Source organism: Komagataeibacter sucrofermentans DSM 15973 (genome assembly GCF_040581405.1).
Taxonomy (GTDB): domain Bacteria; phylum Pseudomonadota; class Alphaproteobacteria; order Acetobacterales; family Acetobacteraceae; genus Komagataeibacter; species Komagataeibacter sucrofermentans.
The window spans coordinates 1,925,080-1,949,795 of sequence record NZ_CP137157.1 but is presented as its reverse complement, the minus strand read 5'-3'; the positions used below and the strand labels follow the sequence as shown (position 1 = coordinate 1,949,795).

Below are 24,716 nucleotides of genomic sequence, written 5' to 3'. Positions count from 1 at the left end.
AATGACCCTTTTCTATGGCACCGAACTGTCGTCGCGCCTGATGCTGGGCACGGCGCAGTATCCCTCGCCTGAAATCCTGGCGGATGCCGTGCGCCGGGCGGGAGCCGGGGTGGTGACCGTATCGCTGCGGCGCGAGGCGGCCGGCGCGCGTGCAGGCCAGGCCTTCTGGGAACTGATCCGCGGGCTTGACGTGCCCGTGCTGCCCAATACGGCGGGCTGCCACACCGTGCGTGAGGCCGTGACCACGGCGCAGATGGCGCGCGAGGTGTTCGGCACCGACTGGATCAAGCTTGAGGTGATTGGCGAATCAGACACATTGCAGCCCGACATGTTCGCCCTTGTCGAGGCCGCGCGCATTCTGGTCGAGGACGGCTTCAAGGTCTTCCCCTACATGACCGAGGATCTGGTGGGCGCCGAGCGTCTGCTGCGCGCGGGCTGCGAGGTGCTGATGCCCTGGGGTGCGCCGATCGGCTCGGGCAAGGGGCTGAACAACCTGTTTGGCCTGCGGGCCTTGCGCGCGCACTTCCCCGATGTGCCGATGGTTGTTGATGCGGGCATCGGCGTGCCCTCGCACGCGGCACAGGCCATGGAACTGGGCTATGACGCGGTGCTGATCAACACAGCGGTGGCCAAGGCGGGCAACCCGGCGGAAATGGCCCGCGCTTTCGCCATGGCGGTCGAGGCCGGGCGCATGGCCTATATTGCCGACCCGATGGAAGAACGCGACATGGCAGCACCCTCCACCCCCGTTATCGGGCAGGCCGTGCTATGAGCCACGCCCCGCTGCCGTCGCGCATCTATCCCGTTGTTGATGAAGCCCGCTGGGTGGGCCAGTTGGGCCAGGCTGGCGCGAAACTGATCCAGTTGCGCCTCAAGGATATGGAGCAGCAGGCATTGCTGCGCGAAATCCGCTCAGGCATCGCGCAGGCGCGGCAGCACGGCGTGTGCCTCGTGCTCAATGATTACTGGCGCATCGCGATTGAGGAGGGGGTGGATTACATCCATCTGGGCCAGGAAGACCTTGATACGGCGGACCTGCCCGCCATTCGCGCCGCCGGGATCAGGCTTGGCGTGAGCACTCATAGCGAGGCGGAACTCGAGCGTGCGCTCTCGGTCAGCCCCGATTACGTGGCCCTTGGCCCGGTCTGGCCCACAAAGCTGAAAAAAATGCCGTGGGGGCCGCAGGGCACGGAAAAATTGACCGTGTGGAAGAAACGCATCGGCGATCTGCCATTGGTGGCGATTGGCGGCATTACGCTCGAGCGCGCGCCTTCGTGCATTGCGGCGGGCGCGGACTGTGTCTCGGCGGTGTCGGATTTCATTCGCATGCCCGACCCGGCCGGGCAGGTAAAGGCCTGGCTTGCCGCAACCGGCACCGGGCAGGCTTTGTGAAAAAGTGGAACATAATGTGATCGGCGCTGTGTTGTTCATGCAACGCTTCTGTGGCATTATTGGTACTGACAGCTCTGGTCCTTGAAGGAACGCCTTTTACGGCCAGATATTGGTTTTATAACGCCAGATTCTGCCGCGCCGATGCGCAATGAACATAATCTGTTCATGGTCGGTCGCTAGGGTTGGCCTATTATATATTGATGTGGCCGGAAGGCGGGGATTTTGAATGGAGATAGCGGGTCTGGCAGCAATCTTGATGGCGATTGCCGTGCTGCTTGTCGTGGTCAGCGCGGTCCAGCCGCTTGCCCGCCGCCTCGAACTGTCCGAAACCGTGCTGCTTGCCATCGTGGGCATCGTGATCGGTGGCGCGGCGGATCTGGTGCTGCGCAACAGCCATCTGGAAATATTCAATGGCGCGGCAGAGACGCTGCTGGATTTTCCGCTTAACAGCGAAGCGTTCCTGCTGATCTTCCTGCCCATACTGGTGTTTCAGGGGGCACTTGGCATTGATGTGCGCAGGCTCGCGCATGAAACCGCCACCGTGCTTTTGCTGGCCGTGGTGGCTGTTGCCGTCTCCACTGCTGCCATCGGTTTCGCGCTCTATCCGCTGGCGGGCATGCCGCTGGCGGTGTGCCTGCTGCTCGGCTCCATCGTGGCCACGACCGATCCATCGGCGGTGGCGGGCATCTTCAAGGAAATCGGCGCGGCGAGCCGCCTGACCCGCCTGGTGGAGGGCGAGGCGCTGCTTAATGACGCGGCGGCCATTTCCATCTTCACCATCCTGCTCGGCTCCATCACCTCGCACCACAAGATCATGCTGGGCGGGGCGGTGCTGGAGTTTCTGGTCTCGTTCATTGGCGCGCTCATCATCGGCGTGCTGTTCGGGCGGCTGGTGCTCATGATGATCCCGGCCCTGGGTGCTGCCCCCGCCGCCGAGGTGACGCTGACGGTCGCGCTGCCCTACCTGTCCTATATCGTATGTGATGAATTCCTTGGCTTTTCCGGCGTGGTGGCTACGGCGGCCTCGGGGCTGACCATCTCCATCTATGGTCCGTCCACCTTCCGGCCCCAGACCTGGCGCTTCCTCAACGAGTTGTGGCAGCAGCTCGTGTTCTGGGCGGGGTCGCTGGTGTTCGTGCTGGCCTCCATGCTGGTGCCGCGCCTGCTCGTGGGCATGACGAAGTGGGACTGCGTGCTGATCCTTGTGGCCGCCGGTGCCGGGCTGCTCGCACGCGGGGCGGTGGTGTTTGGCATGCTGCCTGTCCTTGCCGCCACCAAGCTCTCGCCGCCGGTGCCAACCCCCTTCAAGGTGACGATGGTGTGGGGCGGGCTGCGCGGGGCCATTACGCTGGCGCTGGCGCTGGCCGTGACGGAAAACGAGCATGTCTCGAGCAGTATCGCGCACTTCATCGGCATTATCGCCACGGGGTTCGTGCTGATCACGCTGTTCGTCAACGGGTTGTCGCTGCGCTATCTCGTGCTGTTTCTCAAGCTTGACCAGTTGCCGCTGATCGATCAGGCCCTGCGCCACCAGATCCTGGCCATCGGCCTAGGCGAAGTGCGTGACCAGACGCGCGACGTGGCGGGTGAGCTCGGCTTCTCCCCCAACGTGACCAGCACGGTGGTCGATGTGCTCGACCGGCGCGTCCATTCGGAGGAGCAGGCCAATACATTCGATACAGCCCTTGGCGACCGCCAGCGCGTGACGCTTGCCCTGATCGTGATCGCCAACCGCGAGCGCTCCATCCTGCTTGACCTGTTCCGCATTCAGGGCCTGTCGCGCCGTGTGATGGAAACGCTGCTGCGCTCGGCCGAGGCCATGGTGGATGGCGCCCGCCTTGAAGGCCGCTTTGGCTACGTGCGCGCATTGCGGCGCAGGCTGCGGCCCTCGCTGCGCTTTCGCGTGGCGCAGTTCATCCACCACCGCTTCAATTTCGACACGCCCCTCATGTACTGCATGATGGAGCGATTCGAGATGCTGATGATCGGCTATTTCGTCTCGCTATCGCTCACGCGCTTCATGCGCCAGCGCATGGAGCCGACGCTCGGTGTCCGTATCAGCGAGATCGTGGGCGAGGTGCTTGGTCGGCAGTGCAAGCTGCTTGATGAGGCGCTGCAGACCCTGCGGCTGCATTATCATGGGTATTCCGAGGCGCTGGAAAACCGGATGCTGCGCCAGATCGCGCTCAGGCTGGAAGAGGAAAAATACGATACCCTGATGTCGGAATCGCTGCTGAGCGAGGAACTGCACCGCGAACTGCACCGTGATGTGGAACACCGGCGCGAGCAGCTTGATTTCCGGCTCAAGTTCAACATCCGCGCAGGTATTGAAAGCCGTATCCACAATTTCCCCCTCTTCGAGGGTGTGGCCGATGGCGTGCTGCACGACATCGCGATGAAGATGTCGATCCATTTCTCCACGCCGGGCGAGCGGTTGTACCGCAAGGGGCAGAAGGTACGCACCGTCTATTTCATCAGCGCGGGCCTGGCCGAGACGCATTACCCCAAGCATGACGTGCGCTTCGGGGCGGGGGCCGTGCTGGGCGGCGAGGAAGCCCTGAAGGACGGGCGCGTGGCAGCCACCAGCCGGTCGTTGCAGTTCGGGCATTTCATGACCATGAGCGCGCGCGACTTCCGCAAGCTTGTCGAGGATTATCCCCATATCGGTGAAAATCTCGCGCGCCTGATCCAGGCCCGCGCCAAGGGCGAACTGCCCGATGCCCAGCTTCTGCCCGGCGATGGCGCGGAAATGGCGGGTCGCACGCCCTCCTATGATGCGATCGACCTCGCCACGGCCCCGGTAACCCAGGCCATACCGGTGCGCAAGAGCGGCTCAGGCAAAGCCTGAAGCTGCTGGAAACAGAAGAAAGTTTTGGGTGAAGCTTTTTTCAAAAAGCTTCATGAACCGCCATTTTCCTGAAAAAAACTGACAGGCTGATCTGGCTTTTTCCTCCCGTCTGAACGCCGTGTTCAGAACGGGCGGAGCAGGCGGTCGAGATATTCCAGTTCCTCTGGCGGGCGGGTGCGGTCGGCATCGCGGCGGCGCAGTTCCTGCTCGATCTCGCGTGCGCGTTCACGGCTGGCATTGTCAGGCAGGTGGGTGTCGTTATCCATGCCGGCATGGGTGCCGCCGCTCTTGCGGCCAAGCGGGTCACGATCGCCCTTGTCACCCGCCTGCTGCTGCTCGTCATCCTCATCATCCGGGTCACCGGACTGGTTGCCACCACTGCCGTGGGTGCCTTTGCCCTTGCCATCGTCAGACAGCATGGGCAGCAGCACGCTCATGGTGCCCTTGCTGCTCTGGCTGCGCATGGACTGGCGCATCTGCTGGTTGCCCTGTTGCAGGTCGGCCAGCACTTTTTTCTCCGCTGCCGCAGCTTCCGCGTCCTTGCCTGCGCCGAGGGCGGCACGCACGGCTTTCATGTCCGTCTGCGCCTTGTCCAGGGCGGGCATGTCCTTGCCCATCGCCTGCTTGAACTCGCGCTGAAGCTCATGCAGCGCGCGGGCAAGGGCGTGCTGCACGGCGCGGTCGGCATGCTGCTGGGCCGTGCGGGCCTCGGGTGTCAGGCTTGGTGGCGGGGGCGGGCCTGCCTGCGGGGCAGCCGGGGTGGTGCCGCTTTGGGGCGTGATGCCAAGCTGGCGCAGCAGGTCGGTGGTGGACATGGAGGACAGGTCGCCTTCATCCTCATCCATGTCGGTCTGGCGGCTGGCGGCATCGCGTTCACGCTGGCGCTGGTCCTGGTCCAGGCGCGACTGGGCGTGATCGAGCAACTGCGACTGGCGTGTAACCAGATCGCGCAGGCTGCGGCGCAGTTCGCGCGCCTGCTGGCGGGCCTGCATCTGCTGGGCCAGCGCCATCATGTCCTGCGGGGTTGCATTGCGGATGCCATCAGCCATGTCCTCCATCTGCTGGAGTTTCTGCATGGCATCGGCATCGCGGCCCGATGCGGCGTCATCCTGTAGCTGCTGCATCATCTGGCCCAGATTCTGTTCGCCCTGCAGGGTCATCTGCGGCATGGCGGGAATGGCGGAATGCTGGCCTAGCGCCTGCATCTTGCGCGAGATCGCATCCTTGAGCGCCTGCATGCGGTGCTGGAGTTCGGCCTGCTGGTCGGCATCCTGCCCCTTTGGCCCCATCTCGCGCATGTGCTCAAGCTGCTGGCGCACGGCTTCCTGCGCGGCCTTGACGCCAAAATCTGCCTGTTCGTTATCAATATCGCGGCGGTTGTGCTCCACATCGAGGGCAAGGAACCACAGCCGCGCGGTGGCCTGCGCAATGGCGGCCTCATCGCTCACATCCTCGCTGCCCAGCAGGGCGGCGGTGCTGGTCAGGCCCAGCAGCAGGCCGACATGGTGCGTCAGCACGGTATCGGCCTGGCCCAGCCCTACCAGCTCGCGCGCGGCCTGCGCCCGGTTCTCGCGGTGCAGGGCAAGGCGCTGGCGAATGTCCAGAATGGCTTTGGCCACCGGATTATGGAATATGCGCGCGCCGATACGCAGTTTGATGGGGGCGGACGTCGCGGTCGTGCCGCTGTGGCTGGTGGCCACAAGGCGGGCGGTCACGTCCTCGCCCGCCCATGGGTTGTCTGACAGATCGGGCGTCGCCACGCCATCAGCGGTGCGGGGCTGGCCATTGAGTGGCAGGGGTACGCGCAGGATGTCGTTCGGGCTGTCAGGCATGACCAGTTCGGCGTGCAGGCTGGCAATGCCGTAGGGCTGGGCTACATGGTAGGGCAGGCGCGTGCGCCATTCCCCCGCGCTGCTGCCGGGGTTTGGCCCCCAGGCCACCTCCGGTGGCGGGTTGGGGGTTACGTGCAGGCTCCATTGCGCCAGCGTGCGCCCCCGGCCACGCAGGCGCAGCGTGCCACTGGCCAGAAGGGTGGCATTGGCGCTCCAGCTGGCCTTGCCCAGCGCGTGAAAGCCATGGGGGCCAATGGCGGGAGCAGACTGGCTGGCCTGCATGCGCAGGGCGGGCGTGCCATCCAGCCCGTTCAGCGTAACACTGAGCACGGCCCCTGCGGGAATGGTGGCGGTGGCATGGGTGGCATCAAGAAAGACCGGGGCACCGGGCGCATAGTCAGGCAGGGTGATCCAGGCATTGACCTGCGGGGCAGGGGTATCGGCATCATCCATGCCGGGCAGGAAAGCTGCCGTGATGCGGCTGGCGGCATGGGGGCCGGTCCAGACGAGCCCTCCGGCCAGCAGCACGGCCAGCACGGGGGTTGCGCGCACCCATTGCGAAGCGGGCAGGCGCAGATGTGGCCAGCCGCCGCGCAGGTGCTCAAGGGCCGCCATCGTGCGGTGCAGGTGTAGCTGCCACAGTTCATGAAGGGCGGGCGTGCCGGTATTGGCGGGCTGGTCATGCAGGGTGCGCAGCGGCTGCCCCGTCAGGCCGGAGGCCTGCTCCACGCGCCGGTCGGTCTCGGCGGCGGTGGGGGGGCTGACGGCCTGCCACAGCCGCCAGGTGCGCCACGATACGGCCCCGGCCAGCCCCAGCAGGGCCAGCGCGTGCACGCTGTCGGGCAGGCGCTGCGGCACGCGCGCCAGCCCCAGCAGGGCCACCCCCATGGCCGTGCTCGCGGCAGGGAGCATGAGCGGCCACAGGCGCTCCGCCCACAGGGCGCGGCGGGCCTGCCCGCGCGCACGCGCAAGGCGTTGCGGCAGGTTGCCGCCAGTCCGGGTCATGTCCTGCCCGACGGTCATAGGCCTCCGCCAGCGGGGGTAAGGGCTTTGTCCACCCACTCGGGAACATGGTCGGCGGCCCAGAGTTCCTCAACAGGCTGGCGCGGGCGGATGACAGCCCAGCGATTGCCATCGACCATCACCTGCGCTGCCAGCGGGCGGTCGTTATAGGTGGAGCTCATCACCATGCCATAGGCCCCGCAGTCCAGCAGGGCCACGTGCGCGCCTGCTTCCATGTGGGGCAGGGTGCGGTCATGGCCGAAGGTGTCGCCACTTTCGCATACGGGGCCGACCACATGCACCGTCTCGACCGGGGCGGTCGCATCCTTGGCCGAAAGCGGCAGGATGCCATGCCATGCATCGTACAGGCTGGGGCGCATGAGGTCGTTCATTGCCGCATCAAGCACCAGGAAGGGGGGCATGCCGTCATAGCCGCGCTTGCGCAGGATGACGGTGCTCAGCAGCACGCCCGCAGGCCCCGCCAGCCAGCGGCCCGGCTCAATGGCCAGGCGCGTGCCCAGCCCGCCAAGTTCGGCCGCAATAGTGGCGGCAAGGGCTTCGGGCGCGCCTTCGGTTTCATCGCGGTAGGAAATGCCAAGCCCGCCGCCGCAGTCCAGCGCGTCGACCACCAGCCCGCGCGCGCGGATGGCGTGCACGAGTTCGGCCAGCCGCGTATAGGCGGTGCGGTAAGGCTGCATGCGCACGATCTGGCTGCCGATATGCATGGCCAGCCCCACGGGGCGGATGCCGGGGAGCGCTGCGGCGCGGGCATAGAGTTCGACCGCGCGGTTATAGGGAATACCGAATTTGTTGTTGGCAAGCCCCGTGGTGATCTTGGCGTGCGTTCCCGCATCGACATCGGGGTTGATGCGCAGGGCGACCGCTGCCTCCAGCCCTTCGGCCTGCGCCGTGGCGGAGAGCAGTTCGAGTTCCTCCGCACTTTCCACATTGACCTGCAGAATGCCCGCGCGTAGCGCCAGGCGCATCTCGTCAGCAGTCTTGCCCACGCCCGAGAACACGATCCGGCTTGCCGGGATGCCCGCCGCCATGGCGCGGCGCAGTTCTCCGCCGCTCACCACGTCGGCGCCCGCGCCTTGCGCCGCCAGCACGCGCAGCACGGCCAGATGATCGTTGGCCTTGACCGCGAAATGGATGGAAACCGGGCGGTCCGTCACCTTGAAGGCATCGGCCAGCCTGCGGTAGCGCGCGCGCAGCGTACCGGCACTCATCACCCATGTGGGCGTGCCAAGCGCGTCGGCTATGGCGTTAAGCGGCACGTCCTCGAGCACGAGCCCGTCCATGGCGTGCATTGACAACGCGGGACGGACGGCCAGAAGGTCGGCGACGGAAGGGTCCTGTCCGGGACAGGGGAGGGGAGTATCAGCCATGATACCCACACGATACCGCCTTGCCGCATCCCTTCCAAGGTGGTTGACGCAGGAAAGAACAGGAAGGACAGGCCCATCATGACTCACGACCCCGTGGCAGGGGCGGCAATGGCCGTGCGGACCCATGCCTATGCGCCCTATTCGCGCTTTCAGGTGGGCGCTGCGGTCGAGACCGTGGATGGCCGGATTTTTGCCGGGTGCAATGTAGAGAACGCGGCCTACCCCGAGGGAACCTGCGCCGAAGCAGGCGCCATTGCGGCCATGGTGGCCGCGGGCGCGCGCCAGATCCGGCGCGTGGTGGTGTGTGGCGGCACGGGCGCCGCCTGCACGCCATGCGGGGGATGCCGGCAGAAGATAAGGGAATTCGCGCCGCCGGAGGCCGAGATCGCCATGATCTCGCCTCAGGGCGCGGTGCTGGTGGTCCATACGCTGGCCGACCTGCTGCCCGACAGTTTCGGGCCGGGCAGCCTAGCCTGACTGGCGTGGGCCTCAGCGGTCCTTGTCGGGATAGCTGTTATAGAACTCCCTGCTGGGCTGGTGCGGGTTGCCAATGCGCCCGCAGGCCCCAAGCGTGGCGCCCATGGCGGCAAGCATGGCGAACATGAGCATGAAGCGCGCCGCGTTGCGGCGCAGGGTGGTCAGGGCGTTCATGCGTTTGCTCCCAGCGTGTCCAGCCAGCGCGTGGCCTGCGCGCGCACGTTATCGGCTGACGTGCCGCCGTGGCTGGTGCGCGAGGCAATGGAGGAATCGACGCTCAGCACCGAGAAGATGTCCTGCGTGATGCCCGCTTCCTCTTCCTGCATCTCCGCAAGGCTCAGCTCGGCCAGGCCCACGCCCTTTGCTTCCGCCTTGCCCACAAGGCGGCCGGTCACGTGGTGCGCGGTGCGGAAGGGCACCTTGAGCACGCGCACCAGCCAGTCGGCCAGATCGGTGGCGGTGGAGAAGCCGGACCCGGCATAGGCGCGCATCTGCGCCTCATTGACCGTGAGGTCGCGCACCATGCCATCCATGGCGGCAAGGCACAGGGTGGCGGCATCCGTGGCGGCGAAGACGGGTTCCTTGTCTTCCTGCATGTCCTTGGCATAGGCCAGCGGCAGGCCCTTCATGACCGTAAGCAGCCCGACCAGCGCACCGGTGATGCGCCCGCCCTTGGCGCGCACCAGCTCGGCAGCGTCCGGGTTGCGCTTTTGCGGCATGATGGACGAACCGGTGGTGAACGCATCCGACAGGCGGATGAACGAGAAGGGGGCCGAGCACCAGATCACGATTTCTTCCGCCAGGCGTGAGAGGTGCATCGCCATGATGGACAGGGCCGAGAGATATTCCAGCGCGAAATCACGGTCCGACACCGCATCGAGCGAGTTGGCGGTAGGGCGGTCGAAGCCCAGCGCATGGGCCGTCATCTCCCGGTCGATGGGGAATGACGTGCCCGCAAGCGCTGCCGAGCCGAGCGGGGATTCGTTGAGCCTGCGCCGGGCATCGGTCAGGCGGCCCCGGTCACGGGCCAGCATCTCGACATAGGCCATGAGGTGATGGCCGAAGGTCACGGGCTGGGCGGTCTGCAGGTGGGTGAAGCCGGGCATGGGCGTTGCCGCATGCTCGAGCGCGCGGCGGGCGAGCGCGCGCATGAGGGCGGCGGCCTGCTGCTCCAGCCCGTCAATCGCATCGCGCACCCACAGGCGGAAATCGGTTGCCACCTGGTCATTGCGCGAGCGCGCGGTGTGCAGGCGCTTGCCTGCCTCGCCAATGCGATCGGACAGGCGGGCCTCGATATTCATGTGAATATCTTCAAGGGCGGTGCTGAACGCGAACGTGCCCGCCGCGATCTCGCGGCCGATCTGGTCCAGCCCCTCGGTAATGGCTTTGGCGTCCTCGCCGGAAATGATGCCGGTTTTCGCGAGCATGGCGGCATGGGCCTTCGAGCCCGCGATGTCCTGCCGCCACAGCGCCTTGTCAAAGCCGATCGAGGCATTGATGTCCTGCATGATGGCCGCAGGCCCCCCGGCAAAGCGCCCGCCCCATTGTGCGTTCGCCTTGTGCGCGTCCTGATCCGTCAGCGTTTTTGCGTTCCCCGGCATCCTGTGTTCCAGCTACCCCAAGTGTGAAAAGGATTATGGCGCGCCTTCATGGCTCAATGCCATTGCGCGCCGCGCACCCTACCGGCGCGGCGCGGCAGATACAATCGTGGCGCGCCGCAATCGTGCGTGCATGGGGTCGTGGCGCGGGGCGGGGTTGCGGCGCGGGGCCGTGACGGGGTCTTTTACTTGGCGGGCCGGGGCTGTAATGTCGGCGCCCAACCCGCCATGGCAGAGGACGTTACGCCACAATGCACCATGCAGCCCTTGCACAGGAGCCGTCACGTTTGCTGACCCCGGCCGACCCGGCGCCGGTCATCCAGTTCGGCCCGTCGGCGCTCGATGGCGTGGCCACGGCAGGGGGGCTGCCCTTCGTTCTGGTCAGCGACCATGCGGGACAGGCCATTCCCGCCGCATTGGGTGACATGGGGGTGAGTGCGCAGGACCGCGCGCGCCATATCGCCTGTGACCTGGGCATGGCCGAAACCGGGCGCCTTCTGGCCGAAAAGCTGGGCTGCGTGCTGATCGAGCAGGCCTATTCCCGCCTCGTGATCGACTGCAACCGCGCGCCGGGGCACCCCACCTCCATCGTGCGCGAAAGCGACGGCACGCCCGTGCCCGCCAATGCCGACCTCAGCGCCGATGCGGAAGGCTGCCGGGTGGAGGAAATCTTCCTGCCCTATCACCAGAAGATCGGCGGTGAGATTTCCACGCGGCTCGAGGCGGGCCTGCCCGTGGTGCTGGTCTCGCTGCACAGCTTTACCGATCGCATGAACGGCCAGGCGCGGCCGTGGCATACGGGCGTGCTGCACAACCGCAACCCCGCCTTCGGCCTGCGCGTGCGCGACCTGCTCGCAGCGGAAGACGGGCTGGTGGTGGGCAGCAACGAGCCCTATGCCCTGACGGATGTGAATGACTACACCGTGCCGGTCCATGCCGAAGGGCGTGGCCTGCCGTATCTGGAAATCGAGATCAGGCAGGACCTGATCGCAACCCCGGAGGGGCAGGCCGAATGGGCCGCGCGGCTTGCACGCATCCTGCCCCGGGCCTGGGAAGAATACCGCCACTGAGCAGGAACACGCCGTTCATGAACAACACGATGGAACGCAGCCCCCGTATCGACGGGCATACCCTGCTTGCGGGGGTGATCGGCTGGCCGGTGGCGCATTCACGCTCGCCGCTGATGCATAATTTCTGGCTGGCGCAGGCCAGAATCAATGGCGCCTATGTGCCGCTGCCCGTGCGGCCCGGCGCGTTTGATACGGCGGTGAAAGGCTTGCAGGCCGCAGGATTCAGGGGGGTGAACGTGACCATCCCGCACAAGGAATCCGCCTATCGCATCGTTGACCGTCTCGACCGCTCGGCGCAGCGCTCGGGCTCGGTCAACACACTGGTTTTCGCCGCTGATGGCCAGATCGAGGGCTATTCCACCGATGGTGATGGCTTCGTGGGCAATGTCGAGGCGCATGGCGTGGCGGTGCGCGGCGGCCGCGCCCTGCTGCTTGGTGCGGGCGGGGCCGCGCGCGCCATCGCGGCAAGCCTGCTTGACCGGGGCGTGCAGGTGATCGTTGCCAACCGCACCCGCGCCCGTGCCGAGGCCCTGGCAGCCCTGCTGGAGGGAATCGAGGTCATTGACTGGGCGCGGGCGGGTGAGGCGCTGGCAGGCTGCACGTTGCTGGTCAACACGACCTCGATCGGGATGGAAGGGGCGGATAACACCGCTTTCCCGCTTGATCTGGCGCAGGCCGATGCAGGGCTTGTGGTGTGCGACATCGTTTACGTGCCGCGCCAGACCGGGCTGCTGCAACTTGCCGCACGCCATGGCCTGCGCACGGTCGACGGGCTGGGCATGCTGATCCATCAGGCCGGGCTGGGGTTTGAAAAATGGTTTGGCGCGCAGCCTGCCATCGGCCCGGAGGTCGAAGCGCTGCTTGATGCCGATCTGCGCGCGGCCCACGCGGACTGAGCGCCATGCGGGTGCTCGGCCTTACGGGCGGGATCGGCATGGGCAAGTCCACCATGGCGGCCCTGTTGCGCCGCGCGGGCCTGCGCGTGTTCGATGCCGATGCGCAGGTGCGCGCGCTTCAGGCCCCGCATGGCCGCGCGCTGCCCGCCATTGAAAGGCTGGTGCCCGGCTGCGTGCGCGATGGTGTGCTGGACCGCGCGACCCTCCGGCGCGCGGCATTGGCTGACCCCGCCATCATCCGTGGGCTTGAAGGTATTCTGCACCCGCTGGTGCGGGCCGCGCGCATGCGCTTCCTTGCGCGGGCGCGGCGTGACGGGTGTCGGTGGGTGGTGCTCGATATTCCGCTCCTGTTCGAGACCGGGGCCGAGCGGATATGTGATAAGGTGGTGGTAGTCAGCGCGCCCGCCACCATCCAGCGCGCCCGCGTGCTGCGGCGGGGCACCATGACGCCCGCGCAGCTTGATGCCGTGCTGGCCCGCCAGATGCCCGATGCCGCCCGGCGGCGCAGGGCCGATATCGTGATTGAAACCGGGCTGTCGCGGCACGACACGTTGCGGCAGGTCAGGCACCTGCTGCACGCCATGCACACGAAAGACCCCGCCGCCTGGGCGGCCTACGGAAGAAAGCCTGCATGAAACGCTCCATCCTGTTCGATACGGAAACCACGGGGCTTGACCCCCTCAAAGGTGACCGCGTGATTGAAATCGCGGCGCTGGAACTGATGGGCGACCTGCCTACGGGCAATAATTTCCATGTGCTGATCGACCCCGAGCGTGACGTGCCCGAGGAAGCCTCCCGCGTGCATGGCTTTACCTATGCCGACCTTGAGGGAAAGCCGAAATTTGCTGAAATTGCCGCCGGTTTCCTTGAATTCGTGGGCAATGACCCGCTGGTCGCCCATAACGCACGGTTCGACTTCGGCTTTCTGAATGCGGAACTCGCCCGCGCCCGCCTGCCTGAACTCGACATGGGGCGTATGGTCGATACGCTGGACATGGCGCGCGAGCGCTTCCCCGGCATGCCCAACAGCCTTGATGCGTTGTGCCGCCGCTTCGGCATCGACCTCTCGGCCCGTACCACCCATAACGCCCTGCTCGACTGCAAGCTGCTCGCCGAGGTCTATCTTGAACTGACCGGCGGCCGCCAGCGCGGGCTTGGCCTGTCGGTGTCCGAAGGGGGTGGGGGCATCGCTACCTATACCTATGCGCGCCCGCCAGGGCATGTGGCCGTGCGCGTGCGGCCCGATGCAGCGGAAATCGAGGCCCATCAGGCCTTTGTGGCCGCCCTGTCCGATCCCGTGTGGCTGGCCTGAATAGGCGGTATGTAACAAAGGGAGTGGCCGAGAGGGCCGCTTTGGGCTAACCTCGCGCATTCACCAGCCCTGATGTGTTGAACAGGAAGAGAGCATTGTCCACGGACGAGATTGTCGATCCCACGATTGCCCCTTCCGATCAGGTCAAGCGTTTCCTGCTGCACGTGGGCGTGCCCGTGGCGGGCGTGGTGAGCATCATTGCCCTCATCGCAGGCTTTGGCTGGCACTCCTACCGCACGGTGCGCACCGGAGCGCTTGCCCTGACGCATGAACTGCTGGTCAGCCAGCAGGATTACATCGCCAAGGAAGTCAATTCCTTCCTCGCCCCGGCATCGGCTGGCAGCGTGGTGGCGCGTGACATGCTCGAACATGGCGCGCCCGCGGTGGAACAGAAGATATTCATGGGCTACAGCAGCACCATGCTGCGCAACGTGCCGCAGATCCAGTCCTTCTATATCGCTGATGGCGATGGCAATTTCAGCACGCTCGAACATGGCGAGAACGACCAGCAGGTGGCCCTGACCACCCTGGTCAGGCAGGCGGACAAGCCGCCCATCTTCACCCATGAACTGCGTGACGCCAACGGTAAGGTGCTCAGGCAGTGGCAGACCCCGGCTGGCAGCTATGACCCGCGCGGCCATGCCTGGTTTGCCGATACGGTCAAGGAAGGGCAACTGCACTGGACCCACCCCTATATCGTGGAAGTGACCCGGCAGCTTACGATTACGGCGGCCATTCCCTATAAGGGGCAGGATGACAAGACCTATGTCTATGCCATCAACATGTCGCTGGCGCATCTGAACAAATTCCTCAATTCCCTGCGCATTGGCGAAAGCGGCAACGCCATCCTGATGGACCGCGACGGGCATGTGCTCGCAGGTCATGGCATGCAGGAGGCCGAGGCCGCCGCGGGCGGCGACCCCGACAGGATGAAGCTTGACCCGAAGCACTTTCCGGTCATGACCAAAGCGTTTGATGAATATCGCGTGCATGGCGATGGCGCGCGCACGGTCAAGGTAAAGGGCAAGAACTACGTCACCATCACGGCCAACCTGCCGGTTGGCACCGATAGCTGGGTGCTGCTGCTCGTCGCGCCGGAGGATGATTTCTCACAATTCGCCATGGCGGATGGGCGGCAGAACCTGCTCTTTACCGTGCTGGTCGTGATACTGGCCTCGGGGCTGGGGCTGCTTCTGTTCCTTCAGGCGCGCCGGGCCGACCGCATGCGCGCGCAGATCGCGCAGTCGCGTAATGTGGCCAATTACGAGAGCCATGCCCTGCAAACGGTCGCAACCTACCCGGACCTGTTCAACCCCGAAGATAACGCCCTGCTCCTGACCGAGACGCTGGCCGACCAGTCCCATGCCCGCCGTGCCGCCATCTGGCGCATCCTGCATGATGGGCACACGCTGATGTGCATCGATTCCTACGACCGGCAGCAGGATGTGCATTCCGGTGGCTTCGAAATGGCCACCACCGACCTCAAGACCTTCTTTGATGCCGTCGCGCATGGTGACGTGCTGACAACTGAAAATGCCGCAGCCGATGAACGGGTGGGAGCGTTCTACCGCGTCTACATGCGCTCGTTTGGCAGCAGGACGCTGTTCTGCAGCCCCATTCCGGGCAGCAGTGGCCCGGTGGGTGTTATCACGCTTGAGGATGCGCCGCGGGCGCAGGTAGTCTCCCATTTTGTGGAAATGGTGGCAGGCGTTACGGCGGCACGCTTCTCCGCGCAGCACTATACGGCGGTCGCCGCCGCGCGCGAGGAACTGGAATCCGAGCCTTCGTCCGATGAAGTGCCGCATGACGCCAGCCAGGGCTTCCTGCTCACGCCCGGCAGCCTGGGCATGAACGGCCAGCCTTCGGCGCAGGACCTGGCCAACATGGAAGGGTTCTTCCCCGCCGTGGCCATCATGGTCATCAGCCTGTCGGATATTGTCATGACGGCCCAGAACGACCCGATGGCCAACCTCAAGCTGATTGATGCGATGGCGGGCATGCTGCAGGATATTGCCCGGCAGTGCGGGCTGTTCTCCATCCGCATGCTTGGCCACCGCGTGGTGTGCGTGGCCGGTTGCTCGCGCACGCCCGACAAGGGGGCCGTCTTTCGCATGGCCAACGCGGCGCTGATGATGCGTGAAAACACGCTGGCCGTGCTGGCGAAGGAAGATCTCGACCCTGTCTTCCGCATCGGCATCGATGTCGGGCCTGTCTTTGGTGGCATGCTGGGCAAGGCGCCGCAGGCCTTCAACCTGTGGGGCGATGCCATGGGCATGGCCGAGATGATGGCGCAGGGCGCGCCCGATGTCGGCACCATTCAGGTCACGGAGGATGTCTATCACCAGCTGCGCCAGAACTTCCTGTTCCGTGAGCGCGGGCGCTTCTTCATTCCCGGCGCGGGGCTGACGCGCACCTACGTGCTGGCCGGGCGGCGATGACCGACACCTCGCCCCCGCCGCCCGAGCAGCAGGCCTCGAGCGTGCTGGCCCAGATGGCCCCGCCAGAGGACAGCAAGGATACGGGCCGCTTCGCCACGCTGATCGGGCGTTTTGCGCCATGGCTTGCCGCCATCGGGCGGCTGACGCGCCATCAGGTCCGCTTCACGCTGCTGCTGATCGGGGCCGGATGGGGCACGCTGCGCGAGAGCCTGCGCCCCAATTCATGGCGCAGGCCTGTCATCTATGAATTCCGCGCCACCTTGCGGCAGGTGATTGGCGGCGGTTTCCTGAGCATTGTCATTACGGCCACGCTTGCGGGCCTCATGGTCGTGTCGCAGGCGGCATACTGGCTGGGTTATGCTGGCATGGCGCAGATGACGGGTTCGATCCTGGTCTCGGTGCTGGTGCGTGAAATCTCGCCCATTCTTGTCGGCATCATCCTGATGGGCCGCAGCGGCATGCTGTCGCTGACCGAGATCGGCATGATGGTGCTGGGCGGCGAGGTGCGCGGCCTGCAGGCGCGTGGCATCGACCCTTTCCTTGCACTGGTCATGCCGCGCACCTTCGCCTTTACGGTGGGGGGCTTTACGCTGGGCATGATCTTTGCGGTCGTGTCGCTGCTCATGGGTTTTGTGGTGGCGCATGCCAGCGGGGCCATCACGTCCTCGGTCTGGACGTTCTTTTTCAACGTGCTGGCGGCCATGACCACGTGGGATTACCTCATCATCCCGCTCAAATTCGTGCTGGTCGGTTTCTTTGTCGGGCTGGGGGCGTGCATTTCGGGGCTGACCGTAAGCAGTAACGATACGATGGCCACCATCATGCCGCGCGGCTTCGCCCGCGGGATCATGCTGGTGCTGGTGGTCAATATCCTCTTCATGCTGGATTTCTGACCATGGCAGCAAACGCGCCCCTGCTGGAACTACGCGACGCCGTACCCTCGTTCGATGAAAGCGGCCTCATGCCCGCGCCCTACAACCTGCGCATCATGCCGGGTGAATGCGCGGTGATCGACTGCCGTGATTTTGAGCGCGCCGCCATGTTCGCTGATCTGTGCACCGGCATGATCCCGCTCACGCAGGGCAGCATCAAGTTCATGGGGCTGGACTGGAGCACGCTGCATGACCGGCAGCTCAACGCGCTGCGCGGGCGTATTGGCCGTATCTCGCGCCACGGTAGCTGGCTGAGCCTGTTCGGCACGCATCTCAACATCATGCTGCCACACCTGTACCATACGACGGACCCGTTCGAGAATGTGGTGCATCGCGCAACCGAGCTTGGGCATACATTCGGCTTTCCCGGCCTGCCCATTACCGCGCCAGACCGGCTTTCAGGCGCGGATCTGGCGCGGGCGGCCTGCGTGCGCGCCTTCATGGGGCGGCCTGACCTGCTGATACTGGAAGATATTTCCGACATGCTGCCAGAAGAGACGGTCCTGCCGTTTTTTGAAACGATGACCGCCGCGCGCGACCGTGGCTGCGGGGTGCTGTGGTTCGTCCGCTCCTCTGCGGCGTGGCATGAATATCGCAAGGCGGTGAATATCCACATGCGCCTTCTCGACGAAGGTCTTTTTTCCCTGCGGGTGGTGTAATGGTGCAGAAACAACAGTCAGACGGAATCCGGCAGCTTGTGCGCGTCCGTTACGCCGATGAATGGGTAGGCATCCTTGTTCTGGTTGCCCTGGTCATCCTGTTTGGCGCGGTGATCGAGGCCGGCGTGCTGCGCGACTGGCTCACCCCCGCGGGCAGGCTGCGCATCGTGCTGCCAGAAAACGGGGTGAGTGGCCTTGCTGTTGGCGATGACCTTGAGGTGATGGGCATCCACGCGGGCACGGTGCGCCGCGTGCGCATCAACCCTTCGGGCGGCATGTACGCCGTTGCCGAGATCGATCCTGACATCGAACCCTATATCCGCCATGACAGCACGGCCATCATCCGCAAGCGCTTCGTGGTGGCGGGGGCGAGCTATATCGACATCTCGCGTGGCGTGGGCGAGAAGCTGGACTGGAGCTACGCCGTGCTCAGCGCCACCAACGCGCCCAACCCGGCCGATACCATTACCCAGACCTTCAGCGACATCCGCGACCGCGTGATCCCGGTGCTTGATAACGCCCAGCACATGATGGCAACGCTCGATGCCACCATTACCGACATGCATGCGGGTAAGGGCTCGATCGGGCGGCTCATGACCAATGATGACCTGATCCGCCAGGCGGAACAGATGATCACCAGCCTTGATGCCACGGTCAGCCAGTTGACCCCGATCGAGAAGCAGCTTGCCGTCGTGATGGACAAGGCCAGCGCCTCGATGAGTAACGTGCAGAAGGCGACGGGCGACCTGAGTAACGCAACACCCGCCATTACCAGCAACCTCAAGGATGCCAGCCAGCAGCTCCCGGTGCTTCTGGTGCAGGCCCAGACCACGGCCAGCAGCCTGCAGAAGCTGGTTGACCAGATGCGGGGCATGTGGCTGCTCGGCGGCAGTGGTAACAAGGTGAAGAAAGGGCATGCCCGTCTTCCCGCGCAGAAGGTGCAGCCATGAAGATGAAAAAAGACTATGCGGCACTGGGTCTGGCACTCGTCCTTGCCGCCTGCGGCGGGGCACAGACGCCCGCCCCCCCGACGGACAGCACCTTGTCGCAGGATATGGATACCGGGCGCGATGCCGTGGGGCTTGACCGCCTTGCCGTGGCCGAGCAGCAGTACCGCGCGGCAGGCCAGCGTGCCGTAGCGCGTGATGACGTAACGGCCATAGGCGATGCAGGCTATAATCTGGCCACCGTGCAGCTTGATGAAAACAAGCCGCAGGATGCACTGGCTACCATTACCTCAACCCGCGCGGCGCTGGCGCTGCGCGGGCAGGCAGCAGATGATACGGGGCTGGACCTGGTGCAGGCCGGTGCGCTGCACCGGCTGGGCCGCGAGGCGGAAGCCGCGAAACAGGCCGCCCTTGCCGCTGGCGCACAGGACCCCGACATTGCGGAAAAAGGCCAGTTCATCCGTGGGCTGATTGCCGATGAGAGCGGGGATGACGCAACCCTGGCCTCGGTCGCGGCATATTTCGAGACGCTGACCGGCAAGCTGCCCGATAGCTGGAGCGCCGACGCCAAGGAAATGGCGGCCCGCAACCTGCTGGCTACCGGCGGCAGCGCCCAGACCGCCTGGCAGGATGCGCTGCAGGCCGCGACCATTCGCCAGACACAGGTGCATTACCGTGATATGGCCCGCGCCCTTGGCGTCGCCGCCCGCGCGGCCACCAGGGCGGGCAATGCACAGGCTGCGGCCCAGCTTTATGCGCGTGCCAGCCAGAGTGCACGGCAGGCCGGGGATACGACAGCAGCCGACCAGTGGGCCAAACTGGCAGGGACGGCCTCGGTTGCCGATCCTTTTGCTGCGCCTGCGGCAACCCCGACCTCAAGCAAACGCAGGCCATAACCCGTCAGCAGCCGGGACAGGCTCCGTATCAATCCGCCTCTCTATCGGGCTGGTTGGAACGGTGCCGGGCCTGCCTGACGTGCAGGTGCTCTTTCTGTGCAGGGTCTAATATGACCCTGACCTGTCCGTGCGGATATGGACCGTGAACGGAATGCCACCGTCATGCATGGTTGCGCCAACCGGGTGGGCAGGGGATCGATGTTTTGCTTCCGGCGTCCCGGCCTCAGGGCGATTGACCGTACGGCGGATATATTATGAAGAGGGCGTGGCGTGCGCCGCAGGGGCCGGGAAAAGATGTCTGGTCCAGCTATGACCAGCCTTCGCCAGCTCAGCTTGTCGCGCGACCCCTCGAGAATGGCTGTTCAGGCGACAGGCTCCGCCGACATGGCCCGCAGTCAGGCCGATGTGTTGTTCACGAGCGGGGAGGCCGGAAAGCAGTCGTCCTGAATGCCTGTTGAAAAAAGCTTCCCCAAAAATTTTTGAGGCAGCTTCCTGCAAGAGATGAGGAAGGGGCATGATGCCCCATCCCGCTCAGGCCAGGCTTTCCAGCCCGGTATGCCGTTCGATCAACGTGGCGCTGGCCGTGTTCAGCCCGGTCAGGCGCACCTGCATGCCCTGCGCCTTCATCCGGCCCACCAGTTCTTCCACAGCGCCAGCGGCGGTCATGTCCCACAGATGGGCGTGGGTGAGGTCGATGGTGATGTCACGCGCGGTGTCATGCAGGTCGAATGCATCGGTAAACCCGTCGGATGATGCAAAGAAAACCTGCCCGTTCACGATATAGGTGCGCGTCTGGCCATCGGGCGACAGCGTGCTGGTGACCGACAGCATGTTCGAAACCTGAAAGGCGAAGAACAGGCCATTGAGCAGCACGCCCACGGCAACACCCGCGGCAAGGTCATGCGTGCCCACCACAACCGCCACGGTGGCCAGCATGATGATGCTGGTGGTGCGCGGGTGGTGCGCGAGATCACGCAGCGACCCCCATGAGAACGTGCTGGCCGAGACCATGATCATGATCGCGACAAGGGCTGCCACCGGTACCTGCGCCACCCATGGGCGCAAGGCCACCATCAGCAGCAGCAGGAATGCGCCCGCCACGAAGGTGGAAAGCCGTCCCCGCCCGCCATAGCGCAGGTTGCCCACCGTCTGGCCAATCATGCCGCACCCCGCAATGCCGCCAAACAGGCCTACCGCAATATTGGCCACGCCAAGGCCCATGCATTCCTGCTTCTTGCTGCTGTGGGTGTCGGTCATGTCATCGACCACGCGGGCGGTCATCATGGATTCGAGCATGCCCACGCTGGCCATGGCCAGGGCGTAGGGGGCGATGATGCCCAGCGTATCAAGCGAGAACGGCACATCGGGCAGGACCAGATGCGGCAGGCTGTCGGGCAGGCGGCCAAGGTCGGCCACCGTGTGGAGCGGCATGGGGTAGGCCACGGCCACCACCGTCAGCACCACGATGCAGATGAGCGGAGAGGGGATGGCGGTAAAGAAGCGCGGCACCATGTAGATGATGACAAGCCCCAGCGCGATCATGGCATAGGTATGCCACGTGACATGCAGCATGTGTGGCAGTTGGGCCGAAAAGATCAGGATGGCCAGCGCGTTGACGAACCCGGTGCGCACCGGGCGCGAGACATAGCGCATGAGCACGTCGAGCTTGAGGATGCCGAACACGACCTGCAGCAGGCCGCACAGGAGGGTAGCCGCCAGCAGGTACTGCACGCCATGCCCGCGCACCAGTGCTGCCGCCACCAGCGCCACCGAGCCCGCGGCCCCCGAGATCATGCCCGATCGGCCGCCCGTGAACGCAATGACCACGCTGATGACAAAGGAGGCATAAAGCCCGACGGCCGGGTCCACCCCCGCCACGAAGGAAAAAGCGATGACTTCGGGGATCAGCGCGAACGTTCCGACCATGCCGGCCAGAGTGTCGCGCGTGACGTTGCCGAACCATTCCTGGCGGTAGCGGGCGAGTGCTGACATGTAGAAAACAGGACCTTTCAGGGTAGGAAAATCAGGTGTCGGCTATGGTCATGTCCGCGCGCCGCCACCAGCAATGGGCGGCGGCGCGGGGCTGCGGCAGGGCCGCAAGCGGATCGCCGGCATAACGGACCGTGTTGGTGGGCGTTTCTTCTATTTCGATGGCAGCGCAGCGCAGCGCCCCGCCATCAGCGGCAAGGAAGGCATTGAGCTTGGCCATGAGCAGGCAGGCCAGCAGTTCGGTCGTGGGGTCGCCCGGCGTGATCATGATGCGGGCCGCGCGCCCGGGTTCATGCACACGGAACCAGTCCAGCAGCGGGTCGCCCTCGCCAAGTTGCAGCGCATGGTCGACATGGTTGTCGATGAAGCCATGCCACACGCCCTTGGCGCGCTCGAAGGGCACGACCATGTTGGTGCCCCCATCAAGCGGCGCGGGCGTGGTTGCGCGCAGGTGCACGCGCACATATTCATTATGCCCATGCGGCAGGGCGCAGCGCTCGCTACTGCCTGCCAGCAGCCGGTGCGCCATGGAAAAGCGGCGGCTGAAGACCAGTTCAAACATGGTGTTTTTGTGCCATGAACCGCTCCCACCCTGCCTTGCGCAGCAGGCAGGCCGGGCATGTGCCACACCCATGCCCCCAGTCATGCAGCACGCCGCGCGTGCCGAGGTAGCAGCTATGGCTCTCGTGGTTGATCAGTTGCACCAGCGCGTCGCCGCCAAGCTGTCCGGCCAGATCCCATGTCTGGGCTTTGTCGATCCACATGAGCGGGGTGTGCAGGATATAATGGCTGGCCATGCCCAGGTTGAGGGTCACCTGCAGGGACTTGATCGTGTCATCGCGGCAGTCGGGGTAGCCGGAATAGTCCGTCTCGCACACGCCGGTCACGATGTGGCGGATATTGCGTCGTGCGGCCAGGGCTGCGGCAAAGGTGAGGAAAATGATGTTGCGGCCGGGCACGAAGGTGTTGGGCAGCCCGCCCTCGGTGAGTGCGATTTCCGCCTCACGCGTCAGCGCCGTGTCTGACACGGTGCCAAGGGCCGCGAGATCAAGCGTGTGGTCGGCGCCGAGGCGCTGCGCCCATGTGGGGTTGAGCCGCGCCATGCCATCGCGCAGCGTGGCGCGGCATTCCAGTTCCACCGCATGGCGCTGCCCGTAATCGAACCCCAGCGTTTCCACCCGGCCAAAGCGCGCCAGCGCCCAGGCAAGGCACGTGGCTGAATCCTGGCCGCCAGAAAACAGGACCAGGGCGGCTTCGTTCTCGGGCCGGGAGGGGGGAGGAGGGGAAACGCTCATGTTCAGGGGATCCCGATCAGCTTGTGGGTCTGGAGCGACAGCCGCCATTGCGGGTGGCGCATGCAGTAGTCAACTGCTGCCGCCGTGTTGTGGTTGCGGCGGGCATCATCCATGGGCTGGAGCCAGAACTGCCTGAAATCCAGCCCCGCCACATCGGCGGGGTGCAGGTCGGGCTGGGGGTAGACCAGCTTGAGTTCGTGCCCCGATTTCTGCACCAGCACGGCCCCTGCCTTGGGGCTGACGCACAGCCAGTCGATGCCTGCGGGGGCGGGCAGGGTGCCGTTGGTTTCCACCGCGACTTCAAACCCGCGCGCCTGGACTGCGGCAATCAGCGCCGCATCAAGCTGCAGCAGCGGTTCGCCGCCGGTAAACACCACGAAGGCCCGCGCGGCATCAGGGCCGGGCCATTGCGCGGCGATGGCGTCGGCCAGGGCATCGGCATCGGCAAAGCGGCCACCGCCGGTGCCATCCGTTCCGATGAAATCCGTATCGCAGAACTGGCAGATGGCTTTGGCGCGGTCACGCTCCAGCCCGCTCCACAGGTTGCACCCCGCAAAGCGGCAGAACACGGCGGTGCGCCCGGCCTGTGCGCCCTCACCCTGCAGGGTGGGGAAGATTTCCTTTACGGTATAGGACATGTTCCAGATTTCGTGATGCACGTGGCCAGATAACAGGGGCCAGCATGGGAAAATGCCCCGGCCGGTCCCCGCCCGGCCGCGTCGGGTTCAGCCCTGTCTGTCGGATGTATGCATGCCCAGCCGGTCAAGCAGTTGCCGGTCGCGCAGGGCTGCGGGATTGGGGGTGGTCAGCAGGCGCTCGCCATAGAAAATGGAGTTCGCACCCGCCAGGAAACATAGGGTCTGGGCTTCATCGGTCATGTCCTCGCGGCCTGCGGCAAGGCGCACGCGGCTGGCAGGCATGGTGATGCGGGCGGCGGCAATGGTGCGCACGAACTCGATCGGGTCAACCGCCTCGGCCCTGTCGGCGAGGGGGGTGCCTTCCACGCGCACCAGCATGTTGATCGGCACGCTCTCGGGGTGGCGGGGCAGGCTGGCCAGGGTCGCGATCATGCCCGCGCGGTCGGTGCTGTCCTCGCCCATGCCCACGATCCCGCCACAGCAGACATTGATGCCCGCGTCACGCACGTTTTCCAGCGTATCGAGCCGGTCCTGAAAGGTGCGGGTCGAGATGATGTCGCCATAATATTCGGGCGAGGTATCGATATTGTGGTTGTAGTAGTCCAGCCCGGCATCCCGGAGCTTATGCGCCTGCCTGTTGTCGAGCATGCCCAGCGTCACGCAGCTTTCCAGCCCCAGCGCCTTCACGCCCTCGACCATGGCGCACACGGTCTCGAGGTCATGCTCCTTGGGGCTGCGCCAGGCAGCACCCATGCAGAAGCGCGCGGCACCGGCGGCCTTGGCGGCGCGGGCTTCCTTCAGCACTTCTTCCACCGCCATGAGGCGGCTGGCCTTGACGCCGCCATCCTCGTGCACGGCGCTCTGGGGGCAGTAGGCGCAGTCCTCGGGGCAGCCGCCGGTCTTGATCGACAGCAGGGTCGAGATCTGCATTTCCGTGGGGTCAAAGCGCGCGCGGTGCACGGTCTGGGCACGGTAGATCAGGTCGGGGAAGGGCAGGGCCATGAGGGCCGCGACTTCATCGCGCGTCCAGTCCGTGCGGACGGGGGGCATGGGGGTGCCATGCAAGGGCAGGGTATCCGGGCTGCTCCCATCGGGCATCGGGCTTAG

Annotated in this window: 22 protein-coding genes; 13 read left to right on the top strand and 9 right to left on the bottom strand. The window is 65.3% G+C overall.

Features of this window, described 5'->3' with window-relative positions; genetic code table 11:
• Position 1: 1 nt before the first annotated feature.
• From R5N89_RS09335 to R5N89_RS09325, 3 genes are all read left to right on the top strand, one after another.
• Positions 2 to 772: a thiazole synthase gene (locus R5N89_RS09335; protein WP_110569091.1), complete on the top strand. Its 771-nt coding sequence runs from the start codon at positions 2 to 4 to the stop codon at positions 770 to 772.
• The gene (locus R5N89_RS09330) at positions 769 to 1,392 is read left to right on the top strand and encodes a thiamine phosphate synthase (protein ID WP_110569090.1); all 624 of its coding nucleotides are present in this window, start codon (positions 769 to 771) and stop codon (positions 1,390 to 1,392) included. The genes R5N89_RS09335 and R5N89_RS09330 overlap by 4 nt, the downstream gene beginning before the upstream one ends.
• 226 nt (positions 1,393 to 1,618) lie before the next feature.
• Positions 1,619 to 4,240 (top strand): cation:proton antiporter, encoded by a 2,622-nt coding sequence (locus R5N89_RS09325; RefSeq protein WP_110569089.1) that lies wholly within the window; start codon positions 1,619 to 1,621, stop codon positions 4,238 to 4,240.
• A 122-nt stretch (positions 4,241 to 4,362) separates the two neighbouring features.
• Here the strand turns inward: R5N89_RS09325 and R5N89_RS09320 are convergent, their stop codons facing one another.
• Together R5N89_RS09320 and lysA are read right to left on the bottom strand one after the other, a co-directional pair.
• Entirely contained in the window at positions 4,363 to 7,095 is a 2,733-nt protein-coding gene (locus R5N89_RS09320; protein ID WP_110569088.1) for a DUF4175 domain-containing protein, read from the bottom strand.
• Positions 7,092 to 8,462 (bottom strand): diaminopimelate decarboxylase, encoded by a 1,371-nt coding sequence (gene lysA / locus R5N89_RS09315; RefSeq protein WP_110569087.1) that lies wholly within the window; start codon positions 8,460 to 8,462, stop codon positions 7,092 to 7,094. Before lysA ends, R5N89_RS09320 begins: the two co-directional genes overlap by 4 nt.
• Positions 8,463 to 8,540: 78 nt before the next feature.
• On the opposite strand from lysA, the gene cdd reads away from it, so the two are divergent.
• Positions 8,541 to 8,939 (top strand): cytidine deaminase, encoded by a 399-nt coding sequence (gene cdd / locus R5N89_RS09310; protein WP_110569086.1) that lies wholly within the window; start codon positions 8,541 to 8,543, stop codon positions 8,937 to 8,939.
• A gap of 12 nt (positions 8,940 to 8,951) precedes the next feature.
• On the opposite strand, the gene R5N89_RS09305 is transcribed toward cdd, so the two are convergent.
• Entirely contained in the window at positions 8,952 to 9,113 is a 162-nt protein-coding gene (locus R5N89_RS09305; protein ID WP_167400870.1) for a hypothetical protein, read from the bottom strand.
• Positions 9,110 to 10,540, bottom strand: coding sequence for an argininosuccinate lyase (gene argH / locus R5N89_RS09300; protein WP_110569085.1), 1,431 nt, complete (start codon positions 10,538 to 10,540; stop codon positions 9,110 to 9,112). Before argH ends, R5N89_RS09305 begins: the two co-directional genes overlap by 4 nt.
• 248 nt (positions 10,541 to 10,788) lie before the next feature.
• Here argH and R5N89_RS09295 point away from each other — a divergent pair, with 248 nt between their 5' ends.
• From R5N89_RS09295 to R5N89_RS09255, 9 genes are all read left to right on the top strand, one after another.
• Positions 10,789 to 11,607, top strand: a complete 819-nt coding sequence (locus R5N89_RS09295; RefSeq protein WP_110569084.1) for an N-formylglutamate amidohydrolase — start codon at positions 10,789 to 10,791, stop codon at positions 11,605 to 11,607.
• A 29-nt stretch (positions 11,608 to 11,636) separates the two neighbouring features.
• Complete coding sequence (locus tag R5N89_RS09290; RefSeq protein WP_110569166.1) at positions 11,637 to 12,503, top strand: shikimate dehydrogenase; 867 nt, start codon at positions 11,637 to 11,639, stop codon at positions 12,501 to 12,503.
• Between the two features lie 5 nt (positions 12,504 to 12,508).
• Complete coding sequence (gene coaE, locus R5N89_RS09285; protein WP_110569083.1) at positions 12,509 to 13,138, top strand: dephospho-CoA kinase; 630 nt, start codon at positions 12,509 to 12,511, stop codon at positions 13,136 to 13,138.
• Entirely contained in the window at positions 13,135 to 13,815 is a 681-nt protein-coding gene (dnaQ, locus tag R5N89_RS09280; RefSeq protein ID WP_110569082.1) for a DNA polymerase III subunit epsilon, read from the top strand. The genes coaE and dnaQ overlap by 4 nt, the downstream gene beginning before the upstream one ends.
• A 95-nt stretch (positions 13,816 to 13,910) precedes the next feature.
• Positions 13,911 to 16,253 carry an adenylate/guanylate cyclase domain-containing protein gene (locus R5N89_RS09275; RefSeq protein WP_110569081.1) on the top strand — a complete coding sequence of 781 codons (2,343 nt, stop codon included), beginning with the start codon at positions 13,911 to 13,913 and terminating at the stop codon, positions 16,251 to 16,253.
• Positions 16,250 to 17,146 carry an ABC transporter permease gene (locus R5N89_RS09270; protein ID WP_110569080.1) on the top strand — a complete coding sequence of 299 codons (897 nt, stop codon included), beginning with the start codon at positions 16,250 to 16,252 and terminating at the stop codon, positions 17,144 to 17,146. The genes R5N89_RS09275 and R5N89_RS09270 overlap by 4 nt, the downstream gene beginning before the upstream one ends.
• 2 nt (positions 17,147 to 17,148) lie before the next feature.
• The gene (locus R5N89_RS09265) at positions 17,149 to 17,844 is read left to right on the top strand and encodes an ABC transporter ATP-binding protein (RefSeq protein ID WP_110569079.1); all 696 of its coding nucleotides are present in this window, start codon (positions 17,149 to 17,151) and stop codon (positions 17,842 to 17,844) included.
• Positions 17,844 to 18,794 (top strand): MlaD family protein, encoded by a 951-nt coding sequence (locus tag R5N89_RS09260; protein WP_110569078.1) that lies wholly within the window; start codon positions 17,844 to 17,846, stop codon positions 18,792 to 18,794. The genes R5N89_RS09265 and R5N89_RS09260 overlap by 1 nt, the downstream gene beginning before the upstream one ends.
• Positions 18,791 to 19,687: a hypothetical protein gene (locus tag R5N89_RS09255; protein ID WP_110569077.1), complete on the top strand. Its 897-nt coding sequence runs from the start codon at positions 18,791 to 18,793 to the stop codon at positions 19,685 to 19,687. The genes R5N89_RS09260 and R5N89_RS09255 overlap by 4 nt, the downstream gene beginning before the upstream one ends.
• Before the next feature lie 531 nt (positions 19,688 to 20,218).
• Here R5N89_RS09255 and R5N89_RS09250 read toward each other — a convergent pair.
• From R5N89_RS09250 to bioB, 5 genes are all read right to left on the bottom strand, one after another.
• On the bottom strand, positions 20,219 to 21,679 hold the full coding sequence (locus R5N89_RS09250) for a SulP family inorganic anion transporter (RefSeq protein ID WP_110569076.1): 1,461 nt from the start codon (positions 21,677 to 21,679) through the stop codon (positions 20,219 to 20,221).
• Positions 21,680 to 21,710: 31 nt separating this feature from the next.
• Positions 21,711 to 22,238 (bottom strand): 6-carboxytetrahydropterin synthase, encoded by a 528-nt coding sequence (locus tag R5N89_RS09245; protein WP_110569075.1) that lies wholly within the window; start codon positions 22,236 to 22,238, stop codon positions 21,711 to 21,713.
• Complete coding sequence (gene queC, locus R5N89_RS09240; RefSeq protein ID WP_110569074.1) at positions 22,231 to 22,971, bottom strand: 7-cyano-7-deazaguanine synthase QueC; 741 nt, start codon at positions 22,969 to 22,971, stop codon at positions 22,231 to 22,233. The genes R5N89_RS09245 and queC overlap by 8 nt, the downstream gene beginning before the upstream one ends.
• Before the next feature lie 2 nt (positions 22,972 to 22,973).
• Complete coding sequence (gene queE, locus R5N89_RS09235) at positions 22,974 to 23,609, bottom strand: 7-carboxy-7-deazaguanine synthase (protein WP_110569165.1); 636 nt, start codon at positions 23,607 to 23,609, stop codon at positions 22,974 to 22,976.
• Between the two features lie 87 nt (positions 23,610 to 23,696).
• Positions 23,697 to 24,707 carry a biotin synthase BioB gene (bioB, locus tag R5N89_RS09230; protein ID WP_110569073.1) on the bottom strand — a complete coding sequence of 337 codons (1,011 nt, stop codon included), beginning with the start codon at positions 24,705 to 24,707 and terminating at the stop codon, positions 23,697 to 23,699.
• Between the last annotated feature and the right edge of the window lie 9 nt (positions 24,708 to 24,716).